This window comes from Rhizobium sp. UBA1881 (assembly GCF_002338015.1).
In the GTDB taxonomy this organism is placed as follows: Bacteria; Pseudomonadota; Alphaproteobacteria; order Rhizobiales; family Rhizobiaceae; genus Rhizobium.
In genome coordinates, this window is sequence record NZ_DDHH01000010.1 from 14,121 (window position 1) to 32,760 (window position 18,640).

Annotated in this window: 17 protein-coding genes; 6 read left to right on the plus strand and 11 right to left on the minus strand. The window is 61.5% G+C overall.

What is annotated here, in order from left to right; all coding sequences use genetic code 11:
- Positions 1-97: 97 nt before the first annotated feature.
- Both B3605_RS01105 and ileS read right to left on the minus strand, forming a co-directional pair.
- The gene (locus B3605_RS01105) at positions 98-727 is read right to left on the minus strand and encodes a hypothetical protein (protein ID WP_112944552.1); all 630 of its coding nucleotides are present in this window, start codon (positions 725-727) and stop codon (positions 98-100) included.
- Between the two features lie 137 nt (positions 728-864).
- Positions 865-3,825, minus strand: a complete 2,961-nt coding sequence (ileS, locus tag B3605_RS01110; RefSeq protein ID WP_112973701.1) for an isoleucine--tRNA ligase — start codon at positions 3,823-3,825, stop codon at positions 865-867.
- A 318-nt stretch (positions 3,826-4,143) separates the two neighbouring features.
- Here ileS and B3605_RS01115 point away from each other — a divergent pair, with 318 nt between their 5' ends.
- A complete protein-coding gene (locus B3605_RS01115; RefSeq protein WP_037186714.1) occupies positions 4,144-4,398 on the plus strand; it encodes a DUF1902 domain-containing protein in 255 nt (84 codons plus the stop codon).
- Positions 4,399-4,634: 236 nt separating this feature from the next.
- Here B3605_RS01115 and mctP read toward each other — a convergent pair whose 3' ends face one another.
- Together mctP and B3605_RS01125 are read right to left on the minus strand one after the other, a co-directional pair.
- Positions 4,635-6,110: a monocarboxylate uptake permease MctP gene (mctP, locus tag B3605_RS01120; RefSeq protein WP_112944554.1), complete on the minus strand. Its 1,476-nt coding sequence runs from the start codon at positions 6,108-6,110 to the stop codon at positions 4,635-4,637.
- A complete protein-coding gene (locus B3605_RS01125) occupies positions 6,100-6,297 on the minus strand; it encodes a DUF3311 domain-containing protein (protein WP_112944555.1) in 198 nt (65 codons plus the stop codon). Before B3605_RS01125 ends, mctP begins: the two co-directional genes overlap by 11 nt.
- 579 nt (positions 6,298-6,876) lie before the next feature.
- On the opposite strand from B3605_RS01125, the gene B3605_RS01130 reads away from it, so the two are divergent.
- Complete coding sequence (locus B3605_RS01130; protein WP_112944556.1) at positions 6,877-7,785, plus strand: DMT family transporter; 909 nt, start codon at positions 6,877-6,879, stop codon at positions 7,783-7,785.
- Between the two features lie 4 nt (positions 7,786-7,789).
- On the opposite strand, the gene B3605_RS01135 is transcribed toward B3605_RS01130, so the two are convergent.
- The 3 genes from B3605_RS01135 to chrA all read right to left on the minus strand — a co-directional run bounded on the left by B3605_RS01135 (position 7,790) and on the right by chrA (position 11,223).
- Entirely contained in the window at positions 7,790-8,776 is a 987-nt protein-coding gene (locus tag B3605_RS01135; protein ID WP_112944557.1) for a bifunctional riboflavin kinase/FAD synthetase, read from the minus strand.
- 52 nt (positions 8,777-8,828) lie between these two features.
- Entirely contained in the window at positions 8,829-9,677 is an 849-nt protein-coding gene (locus B3605_RS01140) for a TIGR01459 family HAD-type hydrolase (protein ID WP_112944558.1), read from the minus strand.
- A gap of 118 nt (positions 9,678-9,795) precedes the next feature.
- Entirely contained in the window at positions 9,796-11,223 is a 1,428-nt protein-coding gene (gene chrA, locus B3605_RS01145; RefSeq protein WP_112944559.1) for a chromate efflux transporter, read from the minus strand.
- A gap of 422 nt (positions 11,224-11,645) precedes the next feature.
- Here chrA and groES point away from each other — a divergent pair, with 422 nt between their 5' ends.
- The 3 genes from groES to B3605_RS01160 all read left to right on the plus strand — a co-directional run bounded on the left by groES (position 11,646) and on the right by B3605_RS01160 (position 14,873).
- Entirely contained in the window at positions 11,646-11,942 is a 297-nt protein-coding gene (gene groES / locus B3605_RS01150) for a co-chaperone GroES (protein ID WP_112944560.1), read from the plus strand.
- Positions 11,943-12,000: 58 nt separating this feature from the next.
- A complete protein-coding gene (groL, locus tag B3605_RS01155; RefSeq protein WP_018898570.1) occupies positions 12,001-13,641 on the plus strand; it encodes a chaperonin GroEL in 1,641 nt (546 codons plus the stop codon).
- Between the two features lie 785 nt (positions 13,642-14,426).
- Entirely contained in the window at positions 14,427-14,873 is a 447-nt protein-coding gene (locus B3605_RS01160) for a hypothetical protein (RefSeq protein WP_183795312.1), read from the plus strand.
- Positions 14,874-14,949: 76 nt separating this feature from the next.
- On the opposite strand, the gene B3605_RS01165 is transcribed toward B3605_RS01160, so the two are convergent.
- Positions 14,950-15,660 (minus strand): glutathione binding-like protein, encoded by a 711-nt coding sequence (locus B3605_RS01165; protein ID WP_112973703.1) that lies wholly within the window; start codon positions 15,658-15,660, stop codon positions 14,950-14,952.
- Between the two features lie 221 nt (positions 15,661-15,881).
- On the opposite strand from B3605_RS01165, the gene B3605_RS01170 reads away from it, so the two are divergent.
- Complete coding sequence (locus B3605_RS01170; RefSeq protein WP_112944563.1) at positions 15,882-16,328, plus strand: DoxX family protein; 447 nt, start codon at positions 15,882-15,884, stop codon at positions 16,326-16,328.
- 119 nt (positions 16,329-16,447) lie between these two features.
- Here the strand turns inward: B3605_RS01170 and B3605_RS01175 are convergent, their stop codons facing one another.
- From B3605_RS01175 to B3605_RS01185, 3 genes are read right to left on the minus strand one after another with little or no spacing between them, the layout of a single operon-like run.
- Positions 16,448-16,759, minus strand: coding sequence for a hypothetical protein (locus B3605_RS01175; RefSeq protein ID WP_296431729.1), 312 nt, complete (start codon positions 16,757-16,759; stop codon positions 16,448-16,450).
- On the minus strand, positions 16,759-17,454 hold the full coding sequence (gene hisG / locus B3605_RS01180) for an ATP phosphoribosyltransferase (protein WP_112944564.1): 696 nt from the start codon (positions 17,452-17,454) through the stop codon (positions 16,759-16,761). Before hisG ends, B3605_RS01175 begins: the two co-directional genes overlap by 1 nt.
- The gene (locus tag B3605_RS01185) at positions 17,454-18,572 is read right to left on the minus strand and encodes an ATP phosphoribosyltransferase regulatory subunit (RefSeq protein WP_112944565.1); all 1,119 of its coding nucleotides are present in this window, start codon (positions 18,570-18,572) and stop codon (positions 17,454-17,456) included. Before B3605_RS01185 ends, hisG begins: the two co-directional genes overlap by 1 nt.
- Positions 18,573-18,640 lie beyond the last annotated feature (68 nt).

The following is an 18,640-nucleotide window of genomic DNA, read 5'->3' on the forward strand; positions in this document are numbered from 1 at the left end:
CCGGCAGGACAGAGGGGGGTGCCACACGGAACCACGCCAGCATCACTGCCGCAGCAAAAAATCAAACCCTAGAAAACAACGCTACCTAGCAGCAGCCTTACTGCAACAGGTTCCACCACTGCTTGCCGGAACCCGCAACGGCGGCTTCCTTTTTCTTCTTCTTCATCTTCTTCAGCTCAGGCTCGCCGAGATCGTCGAGCTTGGTGGGGTCGTCGACCTGGCGGTATTCGGTCGGCGGATCGGAGATGTAGCGGCGCTGGTCGATATAGGCGCCCTTCTGGATGGCGCGGGCTTCGCGGAAGGCCTTGGCCTGGGCTTCCGTCGTGCGACGACCGCCTTCGACCTCGTTGTTGGCGAGCGGCGACTGGTAGCCGGACTTGTCGCTGTTCTCGTCGGCTTCCTTGACGAGGCGGGCGCGGGTTTCCTCAGGCGATTCGACCCACTGCGGATTGTCCTTGCTGGCGATCGATTGCTGCGGCGCGACCAGGTTTTCCTTGTCGCCGGCCTTGGGAACCACGAGGCCCGGACGCGGATTGTACTTCACGCCCTTGTTCTTGGGCTCGGTGCCGGTCAGCGAGGTGGATTGGCCAAGGTCATCGGTCAGCTGCTCGAATGCCGTCTTGTCCGTGCCGTAGCGGGGGCCGCTCGTGCAGCTCGACATCATCGCAGTGCCTGCCATCGCAACAGTCAGGCATGCGCCCAAACGGAACCAACGCTTCGATAACATGAAAACCCTTCCAGCCATGCCGGTGCAGTCAATGCTCAACCGGACATCCTCCCCGTGACGGAAAAATCCGGCCAATTTCAGGCAGCTTTTACCGGATGAACCGCGATTGCGCAATTCATCCGGCAACTTTCTTCGGTTTATGCCGCAAGTTCGCGCAATGCGGCAGCATCGCGGGCGGAAACGTCGGGATACTCGGGATCGGAGCCGACATCCGTGGTGATCCGCCACGAGCGGGCGCACTTCTCACCTTCGGCAAGCTTCGGCTCGACGCTGACGCCGGCCACTTCGGTGAGACGGAACGCGTCGGACGGGCCTTCATTGCCCTCGATGACGACGCCCGAGGTGATGCAGATCTCCTCGAAGTCCTGGCCCTCGAGCGCCTTCAGGAGCTCGGCATCGGCGATATGGACGACCGGAGCCGCTTCCAGCGAGGAGCCGATGCGCTTGTCCTTGCGCTCGATTTCGAGAGCACCGGTGACGACCGTGCGGACCGCGCGGATCTTCTTCCACTTCTCGGCCAGCGCCTCGTCCTTCCAGTTGGCTGGAATCTCGGGGAACTGCTCGAGGTGGACGGAGACGGCACCAGGGTTGCGCGAGAGCCATGCCTCTTCCGTCGTAAACGGCAGCATCGGAGCAAGCCAGGTCACCATACAATCGAAGATGTTGCGGATGACATGCAGCGAGGCGCGGCGGCGCAGGCTGGATGGCGCGTCGCAATAGAGCGCATCCTTGCGGACGTCGAAGTAGAAGGCCGAGAGCTCGACATTGGCGAAGTCGATCAGCGCGCGGGCGATCTTCTTGAAGTCGAAGGCGTCGTAATTCTCGCGTACCAGCTGGTCGAGCTCGGCCAGGCGATGAAGCATCAGCTGCTCCAGCTCCGGCATCTCGGAGACTTCGAAGGTCTCGCCCTTGTCGTGCGCCAGCGTGCCGAGCATCCAGCGGATGGTGTTGCGCAGCTTTCTGTAGGCATCGACATTGGTCTGGATGATCGTCTTGCCGACGCGCAGGTCGTCAGCATAGTCTGATGTCATGACCCAGAGGCGCAGGATGTCGGCGCCGGCATCCTTCATGATTTCCTGCGGCGAGGTTACGTTGCCCTTGGACTTCGACATCTTCTCGCCCTTCTCGTCCATGGTGAAGCCATGGGTAAGAACGGCGTTATAGGGCGCGCGGCCACGGGTCGCGGCCGATTCCAGCAGCGACGAGTGGAACCAGCCGCGATGCTGGTCGGAGCCTTCGAGATAGAGATCGGCCGGCCACTTCAGGTCCGGGCGGTCTTCCAGCGTAAACGTGTGGGTCGAGCCACTGTCGAACCAGACATCGAGGATGTCCATGACCTGCGTCCACTTGGCGTGGTCGTGACCGTTGCCGAGGAAGCGATCCTTGGCGCCTTCGGCGAACCAGGCATCGGCACCCTCCACGTCGAAGGCTTGGAGGATGCGATTGTTGACCTCTTCGTCCTGCAGGACGTTGCCGTCTTCATCGGCAAAGACGCAGATCGGAACGCCCCATGCGCGCTGGCGCGAGAGAACCCAGTCAGGACGCTGCTCGATCATGGCACGCAGCCGGTTCTGGCCGGCGGCGGGTACGAAACGGGTGTCGTCGATGGCGTTCAGCGCACGGGTGCGCAGCGTCGTGCCGTCCTTGAGGTCCTTGTCCATGTAGACGAACCACTGCGGCGTATTGCGGAAGATGATCGGCTTCTTGGAGCGCCAGGAATGCGGATAGGAATGCTTCAGGCGGCCACGGGCAAACAGCGCGTTGCGTTCGATCAGCGTCTTGATGACGCGCTCGTTGGCATCGCCCTTCTTGCCGTTGTCGTCCATGACGCGGGCGCCCTCGAAGCCGGGGGCGTCTGCGGTATAGGTGCCGCTGTCGTCGACCGGGAACGGGATTGATCTTGAGACCTCAGACAGTTCGGCAAGAAACTGCTGCCGCTCGGCCACAGAAATCCCAGGAGTGTTCGCGAAATTGAGAAGTCTGTTTTTCTGGTATTCGATCCATGCCTCATAGTCTTCGCGTCCATGGCTCGGAGCCGTGTGGACAAAACCCGTACCGGCATCATCGGTGACATGATCGCCAGGGATAAGCGGCACAGCGAATTCATACCCACCGCCAATACCCTTAAGGGGATGAGCGGCAGTCATTGACGCCAGTTCGCGAGCGGAAACGTTACTCAGCCGCTTTGCTTCGAGTTTCGCCTTCTTGAAGGACTCTTCGGCCAGCGCGTCGGCGAAGATCAGCTTCTCGCCAGACTGCGGGCCGAAGTCGTTTTCAGCAGCCGTGATCTCATAAAGACCGTAGGCGACCTTCGGCGAGTAGGCGATGGCGCGGTTGCCGGGGATCGTCCATGGCGTTGTCGTCCAGATGACGACATGGGCATCGGCCAGCTCGCCGGCGCCACCCACGACCGGGAACTTCACCCAGATCATATCACTCTCGACGTCGTGGTATTCGACTTCGGCTTCTGCCAGCGCCGTGCGCTCGACCACCGACCACATGATCGGCTTCGAGCCGCGATAGAGCTGGCCGCTCATGGCGATCTTCAACAGTTCGCCGGCGATGCGGCTTTCGGCGTGGAAGTTCATCGTCAGATACGGATTGTCGAAATCACCCTCGATGCCGAGGCGCTTGAACTCGTCGCCCTGGATCTTGATCCACTTTTCAGCGTAAGCGCGGCATTCCTTGCGGAACTCGATCATCGCGTCGGCCTGCTTGAGATCAGGCTTGGCCTTACCCTTGGCGCGGTAGTTCTCTTCCTCGATCTTCCACTCGATCGGAAGGCCGTGGCAATCCCAGCCGGGAACGTAATTGGCATCGAAGCCGCGCATCTGGAACGAGCGGTTGATGACGTCCTTCAGGATCTTGTTCAGCGCGTGGCCGATATGGATGTTGCCGTTGGCATAGGGAGGGCCGTCGTGGAGGACGAATTTCTCGCGGCCGGCGGCAGAGGCGCGCAGCTTCTTGTAGAGGCCCATCTCCTGCCAGCGGGCAACGGTTTCCGGCTCCTTCTGCGGCAGGCCGGCGCGCATCGGGAAATCGGTTTCGGGGAGATAGAGGGTCTTGGAGTAATCGATCTTTTCGGCTGTATCGGTCATGTCTGGCAATCGTCTCTTCTAGCGATCGTGCTTTACGCCTCGCAAACGGGCGCAACGGACTTGGAAATATCGTGGCGGCGGAAGCGCTCTGAGGTCGAGCGCCGAAAACCCGGACCTTCCGGCCGCTTAGCGCGCGCGGAAGGCCGGGCCGATAATTCGTATCGTGATCGCCAGCCGGAATGTGTTCATCGCGCCGGTTCATAGGCGCTTTTGGCGGGAAAAGGAAGAGGAGAATTGGCGCAGCCGCGCCCTCCGCCGACGTTGTGCATCGCCGCCGTTGCTATATATTGAGGCCACGGCAACACAGAGGCTCACTCGATGGTGAAACGCACCTTTTTCATCAAGGCAATCTGGGACGAGGAGGCCAAGGTCTTCTATTCCGAGAGCGATATCGAGGGGCTGCATATCGAAACGGCCGATATCGACGCTTTCGAAGACATCATCTTCGACAGCGCCATCGACCTGATCATTGCCAATCACATGTCCTCATCCGACCTTGCCGACACGCCGCTGAAAGATCTCGTTCCGGCGATCCTCTGGCAGCGCCCGACGCCGCATGTCGCGGCGGCCTGAATGGCCGAGGGCTATACAAGATCGTTTGTGAGATCATTTCCGCCCTCGGCTACGTCTATCTGAAGAACGCCAAGGGATCGCACGAGAAATGGCAATCGCCTGACACCAAGAAAATGCTTCTTGTGCCGCGCAATCTGCAGAGCCGTCATACGGCCAACGCGATCCTGAAGGATGCCGGTTACAAGGGAAAGCTTTGAAGAGGGCCGCGGCGTCACCCGCAGCCCTCCCTCTCCCCCTCAAGCCCGCGCCACCGCCTTGCCGGGCGCCACTGCGTTCACCACCACCGCGACGATGATGTTCACCGCCAGCGCCAGCAACCCGATGTAGATGGTGAACGAGGTCTCGCCAATCGTCACCGGCTGCAGCGGTTTCAACCCGTTGATCCAGACCAGCAGCGTGCCGCCGAAGAAGCCGACGAACCAGCCGGCGAGCAGGCCCTGCGCGCGGAACCAGTTGGTGTAGAGACCGAAGACCAGGGCCGGGAGCGTTTGCAGGATCCAGATGCCGCCGAGGAGCTGCAGGTCGAGAGCGAATTGGGTGGGGAGGAAGATGATGACCAGCAGGGCGCCGACCTTGACGACCAGCGAGGTCATCTTCGCGACTTTTGCTTCGCCCGCATCCGTCACCTGGGGGTTTACATAGGCTTTCCAGAAGTTGCGGGTGAAGAGGTTGGCGGCGCCGATACTCATCACCGCCGCGGGCACCAGAGCGCCGATGGCGATCGCCGCAAAGGCGAAGCCGGCGAACCAGCTGGGGAAGAGGGTCTGGAACAGCGCCGGCACCACGTCATTTGCGCTGTCGAGCTTGAGGCCGGCGGCGTGGCCCATGTAGCCGAGCAGTGCCAGCAGCCCGAGCAGCAGCGTATAGGCCGGCAGCAGCACCGCGTTCTTGCGGATGGTGTTGCCGCTGTTGGAGGCGAAGATGCCGGTCAGCGTGTGCGGATACATGAAGGCCGCGAGTGCCGAGCCGAGCGCCAACGTCGCATAGGCGACATACTGGTTGGAGCCAAGCAGCAGACTGCCGGAACCCTTGGCCTGGAAGGCCGCGTCGGCGGAGGCGAAGACATTGGCGTAGCCGCCGAGCTTCGAGGGGATCAGCGCCACGGCGGCGATCACCACGATATAGATCATGATGTCCTTGACGAAGGCGATCAGCGCGGGTGCTCTCAGGCCCGCCGAATAGGTGTAGAGTGCCAGCACGATGAAGGCGATGGCGAGCGGCACCTCGCCATGCAGGCCTAGCGCCTTCAGCGCCGCCGTCATGCCGACAAGCTGCAGGGCGATATAGGGCATGGTGGCGATGACGCCTGTTGCCGCGACCGCAAGCTCCAGCCCGCGCGAGCCATACTGCCCGTGGACGACGTCGCCCGCCGTGACATAGCCGAAGTCCCGCGCCCGCTTCCAGAGCACCGGCATCACCATGAAGACGAAGGGATAGACGACGATCGTATAGGGCAGCGCGAAGAAGCCATAGGCGCCGACGGTATAGACGAGCGCCGGAACGGCGATGACGGTGTAGGCGGTGTAGAAATCGCCGCCGACCAGGAACCATGTGATCCAGGTGCCGAAGGAGCGGCCGCCGAGACCCCATTCGTCGATATGCGCCATGGTTTCAGGCCGGCGCCAGCGCGAGGCGACGAAGCCCATGACGGTGACGAGGACAAAGAAGAAAATAAAGACGCTGAGCGCCGTGACGTTGAGATCAGTCGTCATTGCGCATGCTCCGGTAAGCGATCCAGGTCAGGAAGGCGGTGATCGGCACCCAGAGGAGCTGATACCAGTAGAAGAACGGGAAGCCGAAGATCACAGGATCGTGGAAATTGTAGAAGGGGACCCAGAGCAGCCCGATATAGGGAATGATGAGCAGCCAGCAGGCCGCCGTTCCAAATCTTTTGTCCATGAGGAGAGTGCCTTTCGCGGATCGGGCGCGGCTTATCCGCGTCTTATCAGATAGATGAGATATGCCAGCCGGCTCGCTCGGCAAGCATCTCTGCCGCGAAAAAGACACAGTTTGTGACTGGGCAGTCGGTTGTGAGACGGATGTCTTCCATCGCCGCACCGCTTTCCTCGGCTGCCTTCACATTCAATTCAAATATTGCTAATATACTATAAGTTGATTTCAATCTGACGTTACATGGTTGCAGGCGGTGGCACGTGGCGAAATCGCCGCGCGCGAAGCGTTGCCTGTTTTCAGCGAGAGGGGCGCGGATGGAACATGTGATCGATAGCGGCAGTGACCGGCGCTATCCCAACAATACCAATTAGCAGATCCAAATAACGGACAGGGTGTTTGAGGGGCGACGCTTCCGGGCGGCGGCGGCGGTCGCCGACCGCAAGCGCTCGATACCCTTATGGCATCCTCGGCTCGATCTCTTTTCGGGAGGGCATGTCGATGGATGATTTTCCATATCATTCGGCGCGCGGCGACATCTTGTCCGGTTTGCGGGCAGCGCTCCACCTGCTCGTAGTCTGAGCCGCCATGTCGAAGCGGAGCGCCTATGTCTCGCTGATCCTCGCCGCCGCCTTCTGGGGCTTCGGTAACATCGCGCAAAAGACGGTGCTCACGCATATGGGCCCGCTGTCGGCCACCATGCTGCGCTGCCTGATTGCGGCGCTGGTGATGCTGCCGCTGGCGGCTTTTGAGCGCAACGATGTGCGGGGACATGGCGCGGGGTGGACAAAGAGCATCCTACGTGTTGCGCTGACCTTCACCGTGGCGATCGCCATACAGCAGACGGCCTATGTCAACGCCACGGTCGTCAATGCGAGCTTCCTGGTCAACACCGCCACCGTGCTAACACCTGTCGTGGCATGGGTCACCTTCGGCGAGACGACGCGGCGGCTGGGTGTCTTCGCGGCCTGCCTGACGCTTGTCGGCATCGGGCTGATGGCCGATGGGATCGGCGGCTTCGCGGCGCTGAACACAGGCGATGTTGCCTGCCTGGTCTCCGCCGTCTTCTACGCGTTCTGGATGGTGCTGCTCGGGCGCCACGCGCGGCGTCATGGCGGGCCGTTCACCTCGGCCTTCGTGCAATTCGCGATCGCCGCGCTGCTCTTGATGCCGGTGGCGCCGCTTCTGGAGCCGCTGACGGGCGAGATGATGTGGCGGGCGGCACCGGAACTGGCGATGCTCGGCATTCTCTCGACGGCGGCCGCGTTCGGGCTGCAGACCTATGCGCAGCGTCATGTGCCGGCATCGAAGGCGGCGGTGCTCGTCTCCGGCGAGAGCATATTCGGCGCGATCGGCGCCTGCCTTGTCTTGCTGGAGCGGCCGCCTGTGATGGCCTGCGTCGGGGCGGCGCTGATCTTTCTGTCGATCGTCATCGTGACGATCGAGCCGGAGGATCCGGTGGCGGCATTGCTTCAACGCAATGCGGAAGAGGAATGAAACTTCAGACGAGGCCGCAGAGCTTGCGGTCGAGCTCGCTGATCGACTGTATGCCTGAGAGTACCGCCCTCGCCTCTTCCTTGTCGCGGTTCATCTGCTCGACCAGCGGTTCGAGGCCGTCGAACTTCAGCTCCGGGCGCAGGTAGGAGAAGAAGGAAACGGAACAGATCTGGCCGTAGAGATCGCCGGAGAAATCGAAGACGAAGGTTTCGAGCAGCGGCGCGCCGTTGTCGGTGACCGTCGGGCGGCGGCCGTAGCTTGCGACCGCGTCGTGCATCGACCCATCCTCGAAGCGAAAGCGGACGGCGTAGATGCCGGGCTTCAGTTCGACCTCGGCTGGCAGGCGCATGTTGGCTGTCGGGAAGCCCAGCTGGCGGCCGAGCTTTTCGCCGCCGATCACCTCGGATTCGACCGTGTAGTGATAGCCGAGCAGGCCGGCGACCTCGCTGACTTCGCCGTCCTTCAACAAAGCGCGGATGCGACTGGAAGAGACCACGTCGGCGTTCTCGTCGCGGAAGGTGTCGATCAGGGTGACGCCGAAGCCGTATTTATTGCCGGCATCCATAAGGAAGGCCGGGCCACCCTCGCGGCCACGGCCGAAATGGAAATCGACGCCGGTCACGACCTCGGAGGCGGCCAGCCAATCCTTGAGGATCGAGTGGATGAAATCGTCAGCCGAGCGCTGCGAGAATTCGCGGTCGAACGGGTATTCGATGACGGCGCCGAAGCCCATGGCCTCGAGAATGCGGGCGCGCAGCGGCGCTGGCGTCAGGCGGAAGACCGGTGTCTGCGGGTTGAAGACCGTGCGCGGATGCGGCTCGAAGGTCAGCACGAGGGCTGGAACGCCACGCGCCTCGGCGATCTCGAGCGCGCGTTCCAGCACCGACTGATGACCGCGATGGACACCGTCGAAATTGCCGATGGCGACCACACCGCCATGCAGGTGGTCTGGCAAGGGCTCTCGGGTTTCATTGCGATGGAAGACGGTCATCGGGCAGACTTTACTGATGCTTCGGGCTTACACAAGATGGTCAGATGGCGGCTCAGGCCAGGCGCGGCATCCACCACTTCGGCGTTGCCTTCTCGCGTTCGAGATAGGCGGTGAGGATCGCCTCGTCGGTCTCGCCGTTCAGCGTGTATTCGGCCGCGTGGATGCCGCCGCTGATATAGAGAAGATCGAGACCGTAATCGAGAGCGCCGCGCACATCCGTCGGCATGCCGTCGCCGATCGCCAGGATGCGGTCCATCTTGAGGTCACCGCGCATTTCGCGGGCAACCGAGAGCACGGCGTCATAAATCGGCTTGTGCGGCTTGCCGGCGATGCGGGTCTTGCCGCCGAGCTGATCGTAATAGGCGGCCATGGCGCCGGCGCAGGGTATCATCTTGTGGCCGCGCTCGACGATCAGGTCGGGGTTGGCACAGATCAGCGGCAAGTCGCGGGCCTGGAAGGCCTTGAGCATGTCGGTGTAATCTTCAGGCGTCTCGGTCTCATCGTCGAAGAAGCCGGTGCAGACGACGCAATCGGCCTCTTCGGCGGAAACGCGGGTGACGCCGATGCCTTCGATGATGGCGATGTCGCGATCCGGGCCGAGCAGGAAGACCTTCTTCGGGCCTTCGGCGATCAGGCCACGGGTGACATCGCCCGAGGTGACGATGCGGTCATAGGCTTCGTCCTGGATGCCGATGTTGCGGAGCTGATCGACGACGAGCGGCGCAATGCGCGGCGAATTGGTGATCAGAACGACCGTGAGACCAGCCTCGCGCGCGGCCTGCAGGGCTGCGGCGGCCTTCGGGAACGGCGAGACGCCGTTGTGCAACACGCCCCACACATCGCAGAACACCGCATCGTAGTGGCTGGTGATCTCTGCGAAATTCTCGATGCGCTGCGCCATTTCAAAGTCCCGGTTTTCATTCGATGAGGGCTGACATCGCAAAGCCCCGCCGCGATGGCAAGAAATTTTGCAATGCGGGACGATGAAATTCTTGCGACCCAGTGCGCTCCGACGGCCTTCAGAGCAGCAGTTCGGCGCCCTTGATGGCAAGGCCAGCGGCGGCGCAAAGCCCCAGCACCTTGACCATGCCCATCTTCACGTAGAACAGCAGGACAGACGCGATCACGAAGATCGCCAGCGCGGCGATATCGATGGTGGCCCATTGCGGCCAGGCGAGACTGACGATGGGGAGGCCCGCGCCTCGCGACAGAAGTGCTAACCGGCCGACCTCGGCGAAGAGCACGTGCAGGCCGAACCAAAGCGACAGATTGAGGATGACGCCGACGACGGCCGCTGTGATGGCGGATAGTGCCGCCGACAGGCCGGCGTTATCGCGCAGCTTCTCGACGAAGGGCGCGCCGGCGAAGATCCAGACGAAGCTAGGGACGAAGGTGGCCCAGGCAACCAGCGTGGCGCCGAGCGCGCCGCCCATCAGCGGCGCCATGAAGAGCGGATTGCGGTAGCCGGCGAGGAAGCCGACGAAACAGAGGACGAGAACCAGCGGGCCGGGCGTGGTCTCGGCCAGCGCCAGGCCATCCAACATCTCGCCCGGCTGCAGCCAGGCATAATGACCGACGGCGACCTGCGCGACATAGGTGAGCACCGCATAGGCGCCGCCGAAGGTGATGACCGCCATCTTGGAGAAGAAGATGAAGAGCGCGCCGAAGACATTGGTCTCGCCGCTCAGCGCCTCGGCGATGAGATCGGAGGGCGCATGCAGATTGCGGACGAGGAGCAACGGTGCCTGCCAGATGAGTATCCAGAAGACGAGAACAAGGAGCGGCCGGGCGATGGCGTGGGTCGTAAACGTGGGCTGGCGGCGGGGCGATTGCGTGTTGAGTTGGGCTTGGGCTTCCTGCGTCGGCGCGTGTCGGCGGGCATAGCGGTGCAGAGCGAAACCCGTGAGGCCGGCGAGGATGACGACGACCGGGAACGGCGCGTTCAGCATGAACAGCGCCAGGAAAGAGGCGCCGGCGATGTAATAATGCGCGCGGGTCTTTAAGGCACGGCGGGCAAGGCGCAGCAGCGCCTCGACGACGACGGCAAGCACGGCCGCCTTGAGGCCGAAGAACAGGGCGGGAAGCCAGGCTGTCTCCTGGAAGACGGCGTAGAGGGCGGAGAGACCCAGCATGACCACGAAGCCGGGGAGGATGAAAAGCAGGCCGGCGAGGATGCCGCCGCGCACACCATGCATCAGCCAGCCGATATAGGTGGCAAGCTGCTGCGCCTCGGGGCCTGGCAAAAGCATGCAGTAGTTCAGCGCATGCAGGAAGCGATCCTCGGAGATCCAGCGCTTTTCGTCGACGATCGTTCGGTGCATCAGGGCGATCTGGCCGGCGGGGCCGCCGAAACTCAGACAGCCGATCCTGGCCCAGACGCGGACGGCCTCGCCAAACGGCACCGATGCCACGCTGTCATCCGCCATCACCGCTCCGTCCACGCTCATATATATCCACCCCTTTGCCGACCTCTGCCGGCTGTCCCCTGTCGCTCGATATCACCCGTATCGAGGCTGGACAATCCCGGCCCGGCGGCGGCGCCGAGACGGCGCCTCCTGATGGCCTTTCGCAAATTGCGGACACGGGTTTATGACAAAGCTCGGCGCCGGGAGATGCGGCGCTGCCCCTGCCCTTTCCGGCATTAACCATCGAAGCGTTTTCCCGTCCTCGACAAGCGCGCGGCAGGTTCACAACTTTGCCATCAAACGGCTATAGGCATGGGGCGTCGGAAAATTACGACAGCTTCCCTTGACTCCCCAGATGGCCGCTCCTAAATGCAGGTCGCTAGCACTCACCAGAGGAGAGTGCTAACACCCATCCGTGTGGGCCATACCGGCCTGCGAGTGTCATTTGATCGAGGGATTAGACAATGGCAAACACCAACTTCCGCCCCCTTCACGATCGCGTCGTTGTTCGCCGCGTTGAGTCCGAAGAAAAGACCAAGGGCGGCATCATCATTCCTGACACCGCCAAGGAAAAGCCGCAGGAAGGCGAAATCGTCGCCGTCGGCACCGGCGCTCGTGACGAGTCCGGCAAGGTCGTCGCTCTCGACGTCAAGGCTGGCGACCGCGTTCTGTTCGGCAAGTGGTCCGGCACCGAAGTCAAGATCAACGGCGAAGACCTTCTGATCATGAAGGAAGCCGACATCATGGGCATCATCGGCTAATCAGCCGGTTTCCCACTTCATCCCAATTCGCTGACACCCCTTTTCAGGAGTTCTCAAAATGGCAGCTAAAGAAGTAAAGTTCGGCCGCTCTGCGCGCGAAAAGATGCTGCGCGGCGTCGACATCCTCGCTGACGCAGTGCAGGTAACCCTCGGCCCGAAGGGGCGTAACGTCGTTATCGACAAGTCCTTCGGCGCTCCGCGCATCACCAAGGACGGTGTATCGGTCGCCAAGGAAATCGAACTCGAAGACAAGTTCGAAAACATGGGCGCCCAGATGGTCCGCGAAGTTGCTTCGAAGACCAACGACATCGCTGGCGACGGCACCACGACGGCTACCGTTCTGGCCCGCGCTATCGTTCGCGAAGGCGCCAAGGCCGTTGCTGCCGGCATGAATCCGATGGACCTGAAGCGCGGTATCGACCTCGCTGTTGCAGAAGTCGTCAAGGACCTGCAGGCCAAGGCAAAGAAGATCTCCACCTCGGCTGAAGTTGCCCAGGTTGGCACGATCTCCGCAAACGGCGACAAGCAGGTCGGTGACGACATTGCTGAAGCCATGCAGAAGGTCGGCAACGAAGGTGTCATCACCGTCGAAGAAGCCAAGACCGCTGAAACCGAACTCGAAGTCGTCGAAGGCATGCAGTTCGACCGCGGCTACCTGTCGCCTTACTTCGTCACCAACCCGGAAAAGATGGTCGCCGACCTCGACGACGCTTACATTCTCCTCCACGAGAAGAAGCTCTCGAACCTGCAGGCGATGCTCCCGGTTCTCGAAGCCGTCGTTCAGACCGGCAAGCCGCTCCTCATCATCGCTGAAGACGTCGAAGGCGAAGCTCTTGCTACGCTCGTCGTCAACAAGCTGCGTGGCGGCCTGAAGATCGCTGCCGTCAAGGCTCCTGGCTTCGGCGATCGCCGCAAGGCCATGCTGGAAGACATCGCTATCCTCACGGGCGGCACTGTCATCTCCGAAGACCTCGGCATCAAGCTCGAATCCGTAACGCTCGACATGCTCGGCCGTTCGAAGAAGGTTTCGATCTCCAAGGAAAACACGACGATCGTCGACGGCGCTGGCGCCAAGTCCGACATCGAAGGCCGCGTTGCTCAGATCAAGGCTCAGATCGAAGAAACCTCTTCCGATTATGACCGCGAAAAGCTGCAGGAACGTCTTGCCAAGCTCGCTGGCGGCGTTGCCGTCATCCGCGTCGGCGGCTCCACGGAAATCGAAGTCAAGGAACGCAAGGACCGCATCGACGACGCTCTGAACGCAACGCGCGCTGCTGTTCAGGAAGGTATCGTACCTGGTGGTGGCGTTGCCCTCCTCCGTTCGGCTTCCAAGATCACTGCAAAGGGTGCAAACGACGACCAGGAAGCTGGCGTCAACATCATCCGTCGCGCTCTGCAGTCGCTGGTTCGCCAGATCTCCGAGAACGCCGGTGACGAAGCATCGATCGTTGTTGGCAAGATCCTCGAGAAGAACGAAGACAACTACGGCTACAACGCCCAGACGTCTGAATATGGCGACATGATCGCCATGGGCATCGTCGACCCGGTCAAGGTTGTTCGTACGGCTCTGCAGAACGCAGCTTCGGTTGCTTCGCTGCTGATCACGACGGAAGCCATGATCGCCGAGCTGCCGAAGAAGGACGCTCCTGCCGGCATGCCTGGCGGCATGGGCGGCATGGGCGGCATGGACATGATGTAATCAGACCATAAGGTCTGATTACAGAACTGTACGTGAAAGCCGCCCATACACTTTAAGTGCTTCAGCGCGTCAAGCGCGCTGAAGTGGCGGCATGGACATGATGTAAGACCTTCGGGTCTTATGTCTGAGCCATCAGGTTCAGGTTACGGAAGGGCGGCCCTCGGGTCGCCCTTTTCGTTTTGTGATTCGCGCTCACATTCGCGTGCGGAATTTTTCAACCGTGTGATGAAACGTATAATCATACAAATGGCAAGCCGTTGAGCTTGGCGAGGCTTTCGTGAAGCTTGCTCGACGGGCGATTTTTACCGAGGGGTCAAATTCTCGTAACAATCGAGTTTTCTTGCCAATGGTTGCCGTCAGAGGTAGGAAACGCCCGCAACTCCATCAATTTCGCGTTATTTAGCAGTGGTTTCATCAACCTTTCCGCTATTTTTGATCGTTGATGAGTGGGCGCGAGGATACGCCTGCGTGTTAAAAACCGTTGCCGTTTCTGCAAAAAAACTTATAGATTCGCGCTGTGTTCGGCGCTTCGTTCAAGGCGCACTTGCCGCTGCATCGCCAACACCGCTCAGAATTGCATTGACGCATGAACCGAGTTTCTTATCCTGAATTAAATTAGAAGTTGCATATTTTGGAAAGGCTGGGCAGAGTGGGCTCACTTCTTGGGGCGACCGCTCGGAACGCTATTTTCCGGCCACCGAGCATGAAGCGCGGCGTCGACTGAAACTGTAATGTTTGCCGGGTGTGCAGCACGGGAGAACGCTGCGCCCAAACTGGGGAACAATGTGTTTAAGATAACAAAAACCAACGCATCCGCACCGCTGATGCGCGGATCGCTGGAACTCAACGACAACAATCCCGACATGCTCGCTCAGCTCTCGATATCGGAAAGCTGGGTCGGCGACTTTTCAAGCGGCGTGATCCGCCTTCAGGAACGCAGCGCCCGGCTTCATGGTCTGTCGGTGCCCGAATGCGGCTTGCTCAGTCTGATGCGCTGCTACGATCCGAGGGATCGCGGCCGCATCGTCCAGATTTTCGAACAGGCAGCTGCCCTGTCCTCATCCTTCTGTTTTTCGACCACGATTATCCTGCCGAACGGCTATCGCCAGCCGCTTTTCTGCATGGGTGAATCGAACGGCTACGAAGAGGAAGGCAATGGCAGCATGATCGGCATGTTCATCTTCCCGCGCATCGAAGCCGACACCGGCAAGGCCGCCATTCGCCGCCAGTAAAACTTACCTGCTGTCACGGAAAAGCCGGCCCAATGGGCCGGCTTTTGACGTTATGGGCACATATTGCCTAGATGGTTCAGGCCGGGCGTGCCGGGATGTTCAGGCCCTTTTCGCTCGCCGGGCGCGCGATGCAGCGCTTCAGCCAGTCCATGACCGCCGGGAACTTGTCGTATTCCAGAAGCTCGCGGCCACCATAGAAGACATCGGCGCCGCGTACCCATGGGAACGTGGTGATATCGGCGATGGTGTAGGTGTCGCCCATGATCCACTGACGTCCCTGCAGGCGCTCTTCCAGAACGCCGAGCAGGCGCTTGGACTCGTCACGATAACGCTCCACCGGATAGGAATTGTTGGCGACCTTGTCGGCGGCGAACTTATGGAAGTGGCCGAACTGGCCGAACATCGGCCCGATGCCGCCCATCTGGAAGAACACCCACTGGAGCGTCTCGTAGCGGCCGGCAGCATCCGCCGGGATGAGCTTGCCGGTCTTTTCGGCGAGATAGACCAGGATCGCTCCGGATTCGAACAAGCCGATCGGCTTTCCATCAGGGCCATTGGGATCGATGATCGCCGGAATGCGGCCATTCGGATTGAGCGACATGAACTCCGGAGATTTCTGATCATTGGTGCCGAACGAGATCAGATGCGGCTCATAGGGTAGAGCAAGCTCCTCAAGCGCGATCGACACCTTCACGCCGTTCGGCGTCGGCAGCGAATAGAGCTGGATGATATCGGGGTTGCTTGCCGGCCAGCGTTTCGTGATCGGGAATGCGGAAAGGTCTGCCATCTGAAGTCTCCAGTTGCGGTAGGTGGCCCGACCATAGAAGAGCGCGCGGCGCAATGGCAAGCCGCCACCATTCGCTATTGTCGTTCACTATTATTGAACGAACTGTCCCCTCCCGTCTATCTTTCCATGACGACCAAAATAGAGGAGAAACGGTGCATACGAGATCGACAACCGTGCCGGGGGGCACACCGGTCTCAACTCATTCAACCGGAGACAGTTCCATGTCGAATACCCAGAACATTGTCATTCTCGTCGCCCGCATTCTTCTGTCCTTCATCTTCATCTATTCCGGCTTCGGCAAGCTGACCGACCCGGCTGGCACCGCCGGCATGATCACCGGCGCCGGCCTGCCTGCCGCCACCGCCCTTGCCTACCTCGCCGGCCTGTTCGAACTCGTCACCGGTCTTGCCGTTCTCATCGGCTTCCAGACGAAGATCGTCGGCTGGGCGCTGGCCGCATTCTGCGTCTTCACCGGTCTCGTCTTCCACTCCGGCACCGTTGCCGTTCCCGGCTGGCCGGATGCCGCTCTCGGCTGGATCAACGCTCTCAACGGCATCATGCTGATGAAAAACTTCACGCTCGCCGGCGCCTACATCCTGCTCGCCACCTTCGGCCCCGGTCTCTACTCGATCGACGCCCGCCGTGGCGCCCTGCCGGTCGCGGCCTAATCGGCATAGCATCCTCCCAAGTATGAAAAGCCCGCCGTCAGGTCATCTGGCGGCGGGCTTTTTTTGCGTTCTCAATCAAGTGAGGAGGTTGCGCGGCGGTCTCTGCAGCAGTCGAGCGGCTAAAGCGAATAAACGCTTGCCGTCGCGATTACATAGAGAGCGGCGTTATGGGTGCGACACCACTCATCCAGGTCGCGCCTTAGCTCCGGCCAGAGGCCCCGCGCCCATTCCGGCCCGTGCTCTTTCCACTCGTTCTCGCTGGGAAGGTAGGCAGACAATACGCCCATCGGCAGCTCCAGCACGAAGGAGCCACCGCTTCCCGTGACGACGAGTTCTTCCTTCCAGCGTGGTTGAAACTGGAAAAGCGGCTCCGTTACGGGAGCACCCGGTTTGTCTTTCCCGGCTACGATGTTGTCGTCCTCGCCGGCCATCAAAGCGCGGCGCGGACGGCTTCGATCAGGCGGGCAACGGAAGGTTCGTTGGCGTGGCTTTCCTTGCGGGCGCGCACTAGGCAGGCCTCGGAGCGCAGGATGACGCCATCCGACAGGATCTTCAGGTGATTGGCGCGCAGCGTCGAGCCCGTCGAGGTGATATCGACGATGATGTCGGCCGAGCCCGAGGCCGGTGCGCCCTCAGTGGCGCCAAGGCTTTCGACGATGCGATAAAGCTGGATGCCGTGCTGGCGCGAGAAGAACTGCTGCGTCAGGCGCCAGTATTTGGTGGCGATCGTCAGGCGGCGGCCGTGGCGGGCGCGGAAATCGGTGGCGACATCGCCGAGATCGGCCATGCTGTCGACATCGAGCCAGATCTCCGGCACGGCGACGATGACATCCGCATGGCCGAAACCGAGGCGGGCGCAGAATTCGACGCGCTTGTCGGCTTCCGCCAAGCCTTCGCGGATCAGGTCTTCGCCGGTAACGCCGAAATCGACGGTACCGTTGCCGAGCTCCTTCGAAATTTCGGAGGCCGAGAGGAAGGCAACCTCGACATCATCCCAGCCTTCGACGCGACCACGATAGGAGCGGTCGTTGCCGACGGCGGTGATCCTCATGCCGGCCTTCTCGAAGATGGCCGAGGCGTCGTCCTTCATCCGGCCCTTGGAGGGCAGCGCGATGGTGATGGTCATCAGGCGGCCCTTTCCGTTTCGATGCGATCCAGCCACAGCGAGAAGCCGACGGCCGGGATGCGCTCCCTGGCGCCGAGCAGGGTCATCAGCTTGTCGAAGCGTCCGCCACCGGCGAGCACGGCATCCGAGCCCTCGACGCCGATCTCGAAGACGAGGCCGGTGTAATAATCCAGCGGGCGGCCGAAGGCGGCGCGATAATCGATCAACGAAAGATCGACGCCAGCATTGGCGAGTGCGGCCACGCGACCATCGAAGCGCGACAGGGCGTTGCCAAGCTTGAGGCCGGCGGCATCGGCGAAGCCGGAGAGTGCCGCCGATGCATTGATCAGCGGCACGTTGAGCGACAGGAACTCCTGAAGCACTAGGAACGCCGCGTCATCGAGCCGGGTTTCCGACAGGATCAGCTTCTCCTTGAGCCTGCGGGCGATGTCCTGCGGCGAGCGGCTGGCATTGGTGGAATAGCCCGTCGCCTGCATGGTGGCGTCGATATGGGCGACCAGCGCCTCTTCATCGTCAGCGCCCAGGAGGCGCGCGATATCGTCGCTGAGGCCGGTGACGAATTGAGGGCTGACGAGGCTGGCGAGCAGCGCTTCGAGATGGGTGGTGTCGCCAAAGGCATGGATCAGCCGCTTCTGCCAGCCGAGCGGCAGGCCGAGCGCCTGGACGACGGCCTCGAAGACGGCCTGATCCCCGAGCGTGACGGCCAACTTCTTGCCCGGCAGCAGCCGCGACAGCACGCCGGCCGCATCGCCGATGGCGCGGGCGTCGGCGCTCGGGATATTGATATCGCCGAGATCTTCGATACCCGCCTGATAGAACTCATTGCCGCCTTCGCGGCGCTGGCGGAAGACCTCGCCCAGATAGGCATAGCGCTTCGGCGTACCCATGGCGCTTTCGATATGGCGCAGGCAGACGGGAATTGTGAATTCCGGGCGGAGACACAGGCTGGCGCCGGTTTCGCTCTCGGTCATGAAGATGCGGCGGCGAAGGTCTTCACCGGCGATGTCGAGGAAGGGTTCGGCCGGCTGGATGACCGGGGTGTCTACACGCTCGGTGCTGCGGGCGGCGAACTCGGCGAGCAGATCTTCGGAGAAGGCTGGGAGGTTGATCAGTGGCATGGGGTTGATGTCTCCGGGGCTACCCCCCTCTGTCCTGCCGGACATCTCCCCCACAAGGGGGGAGATCG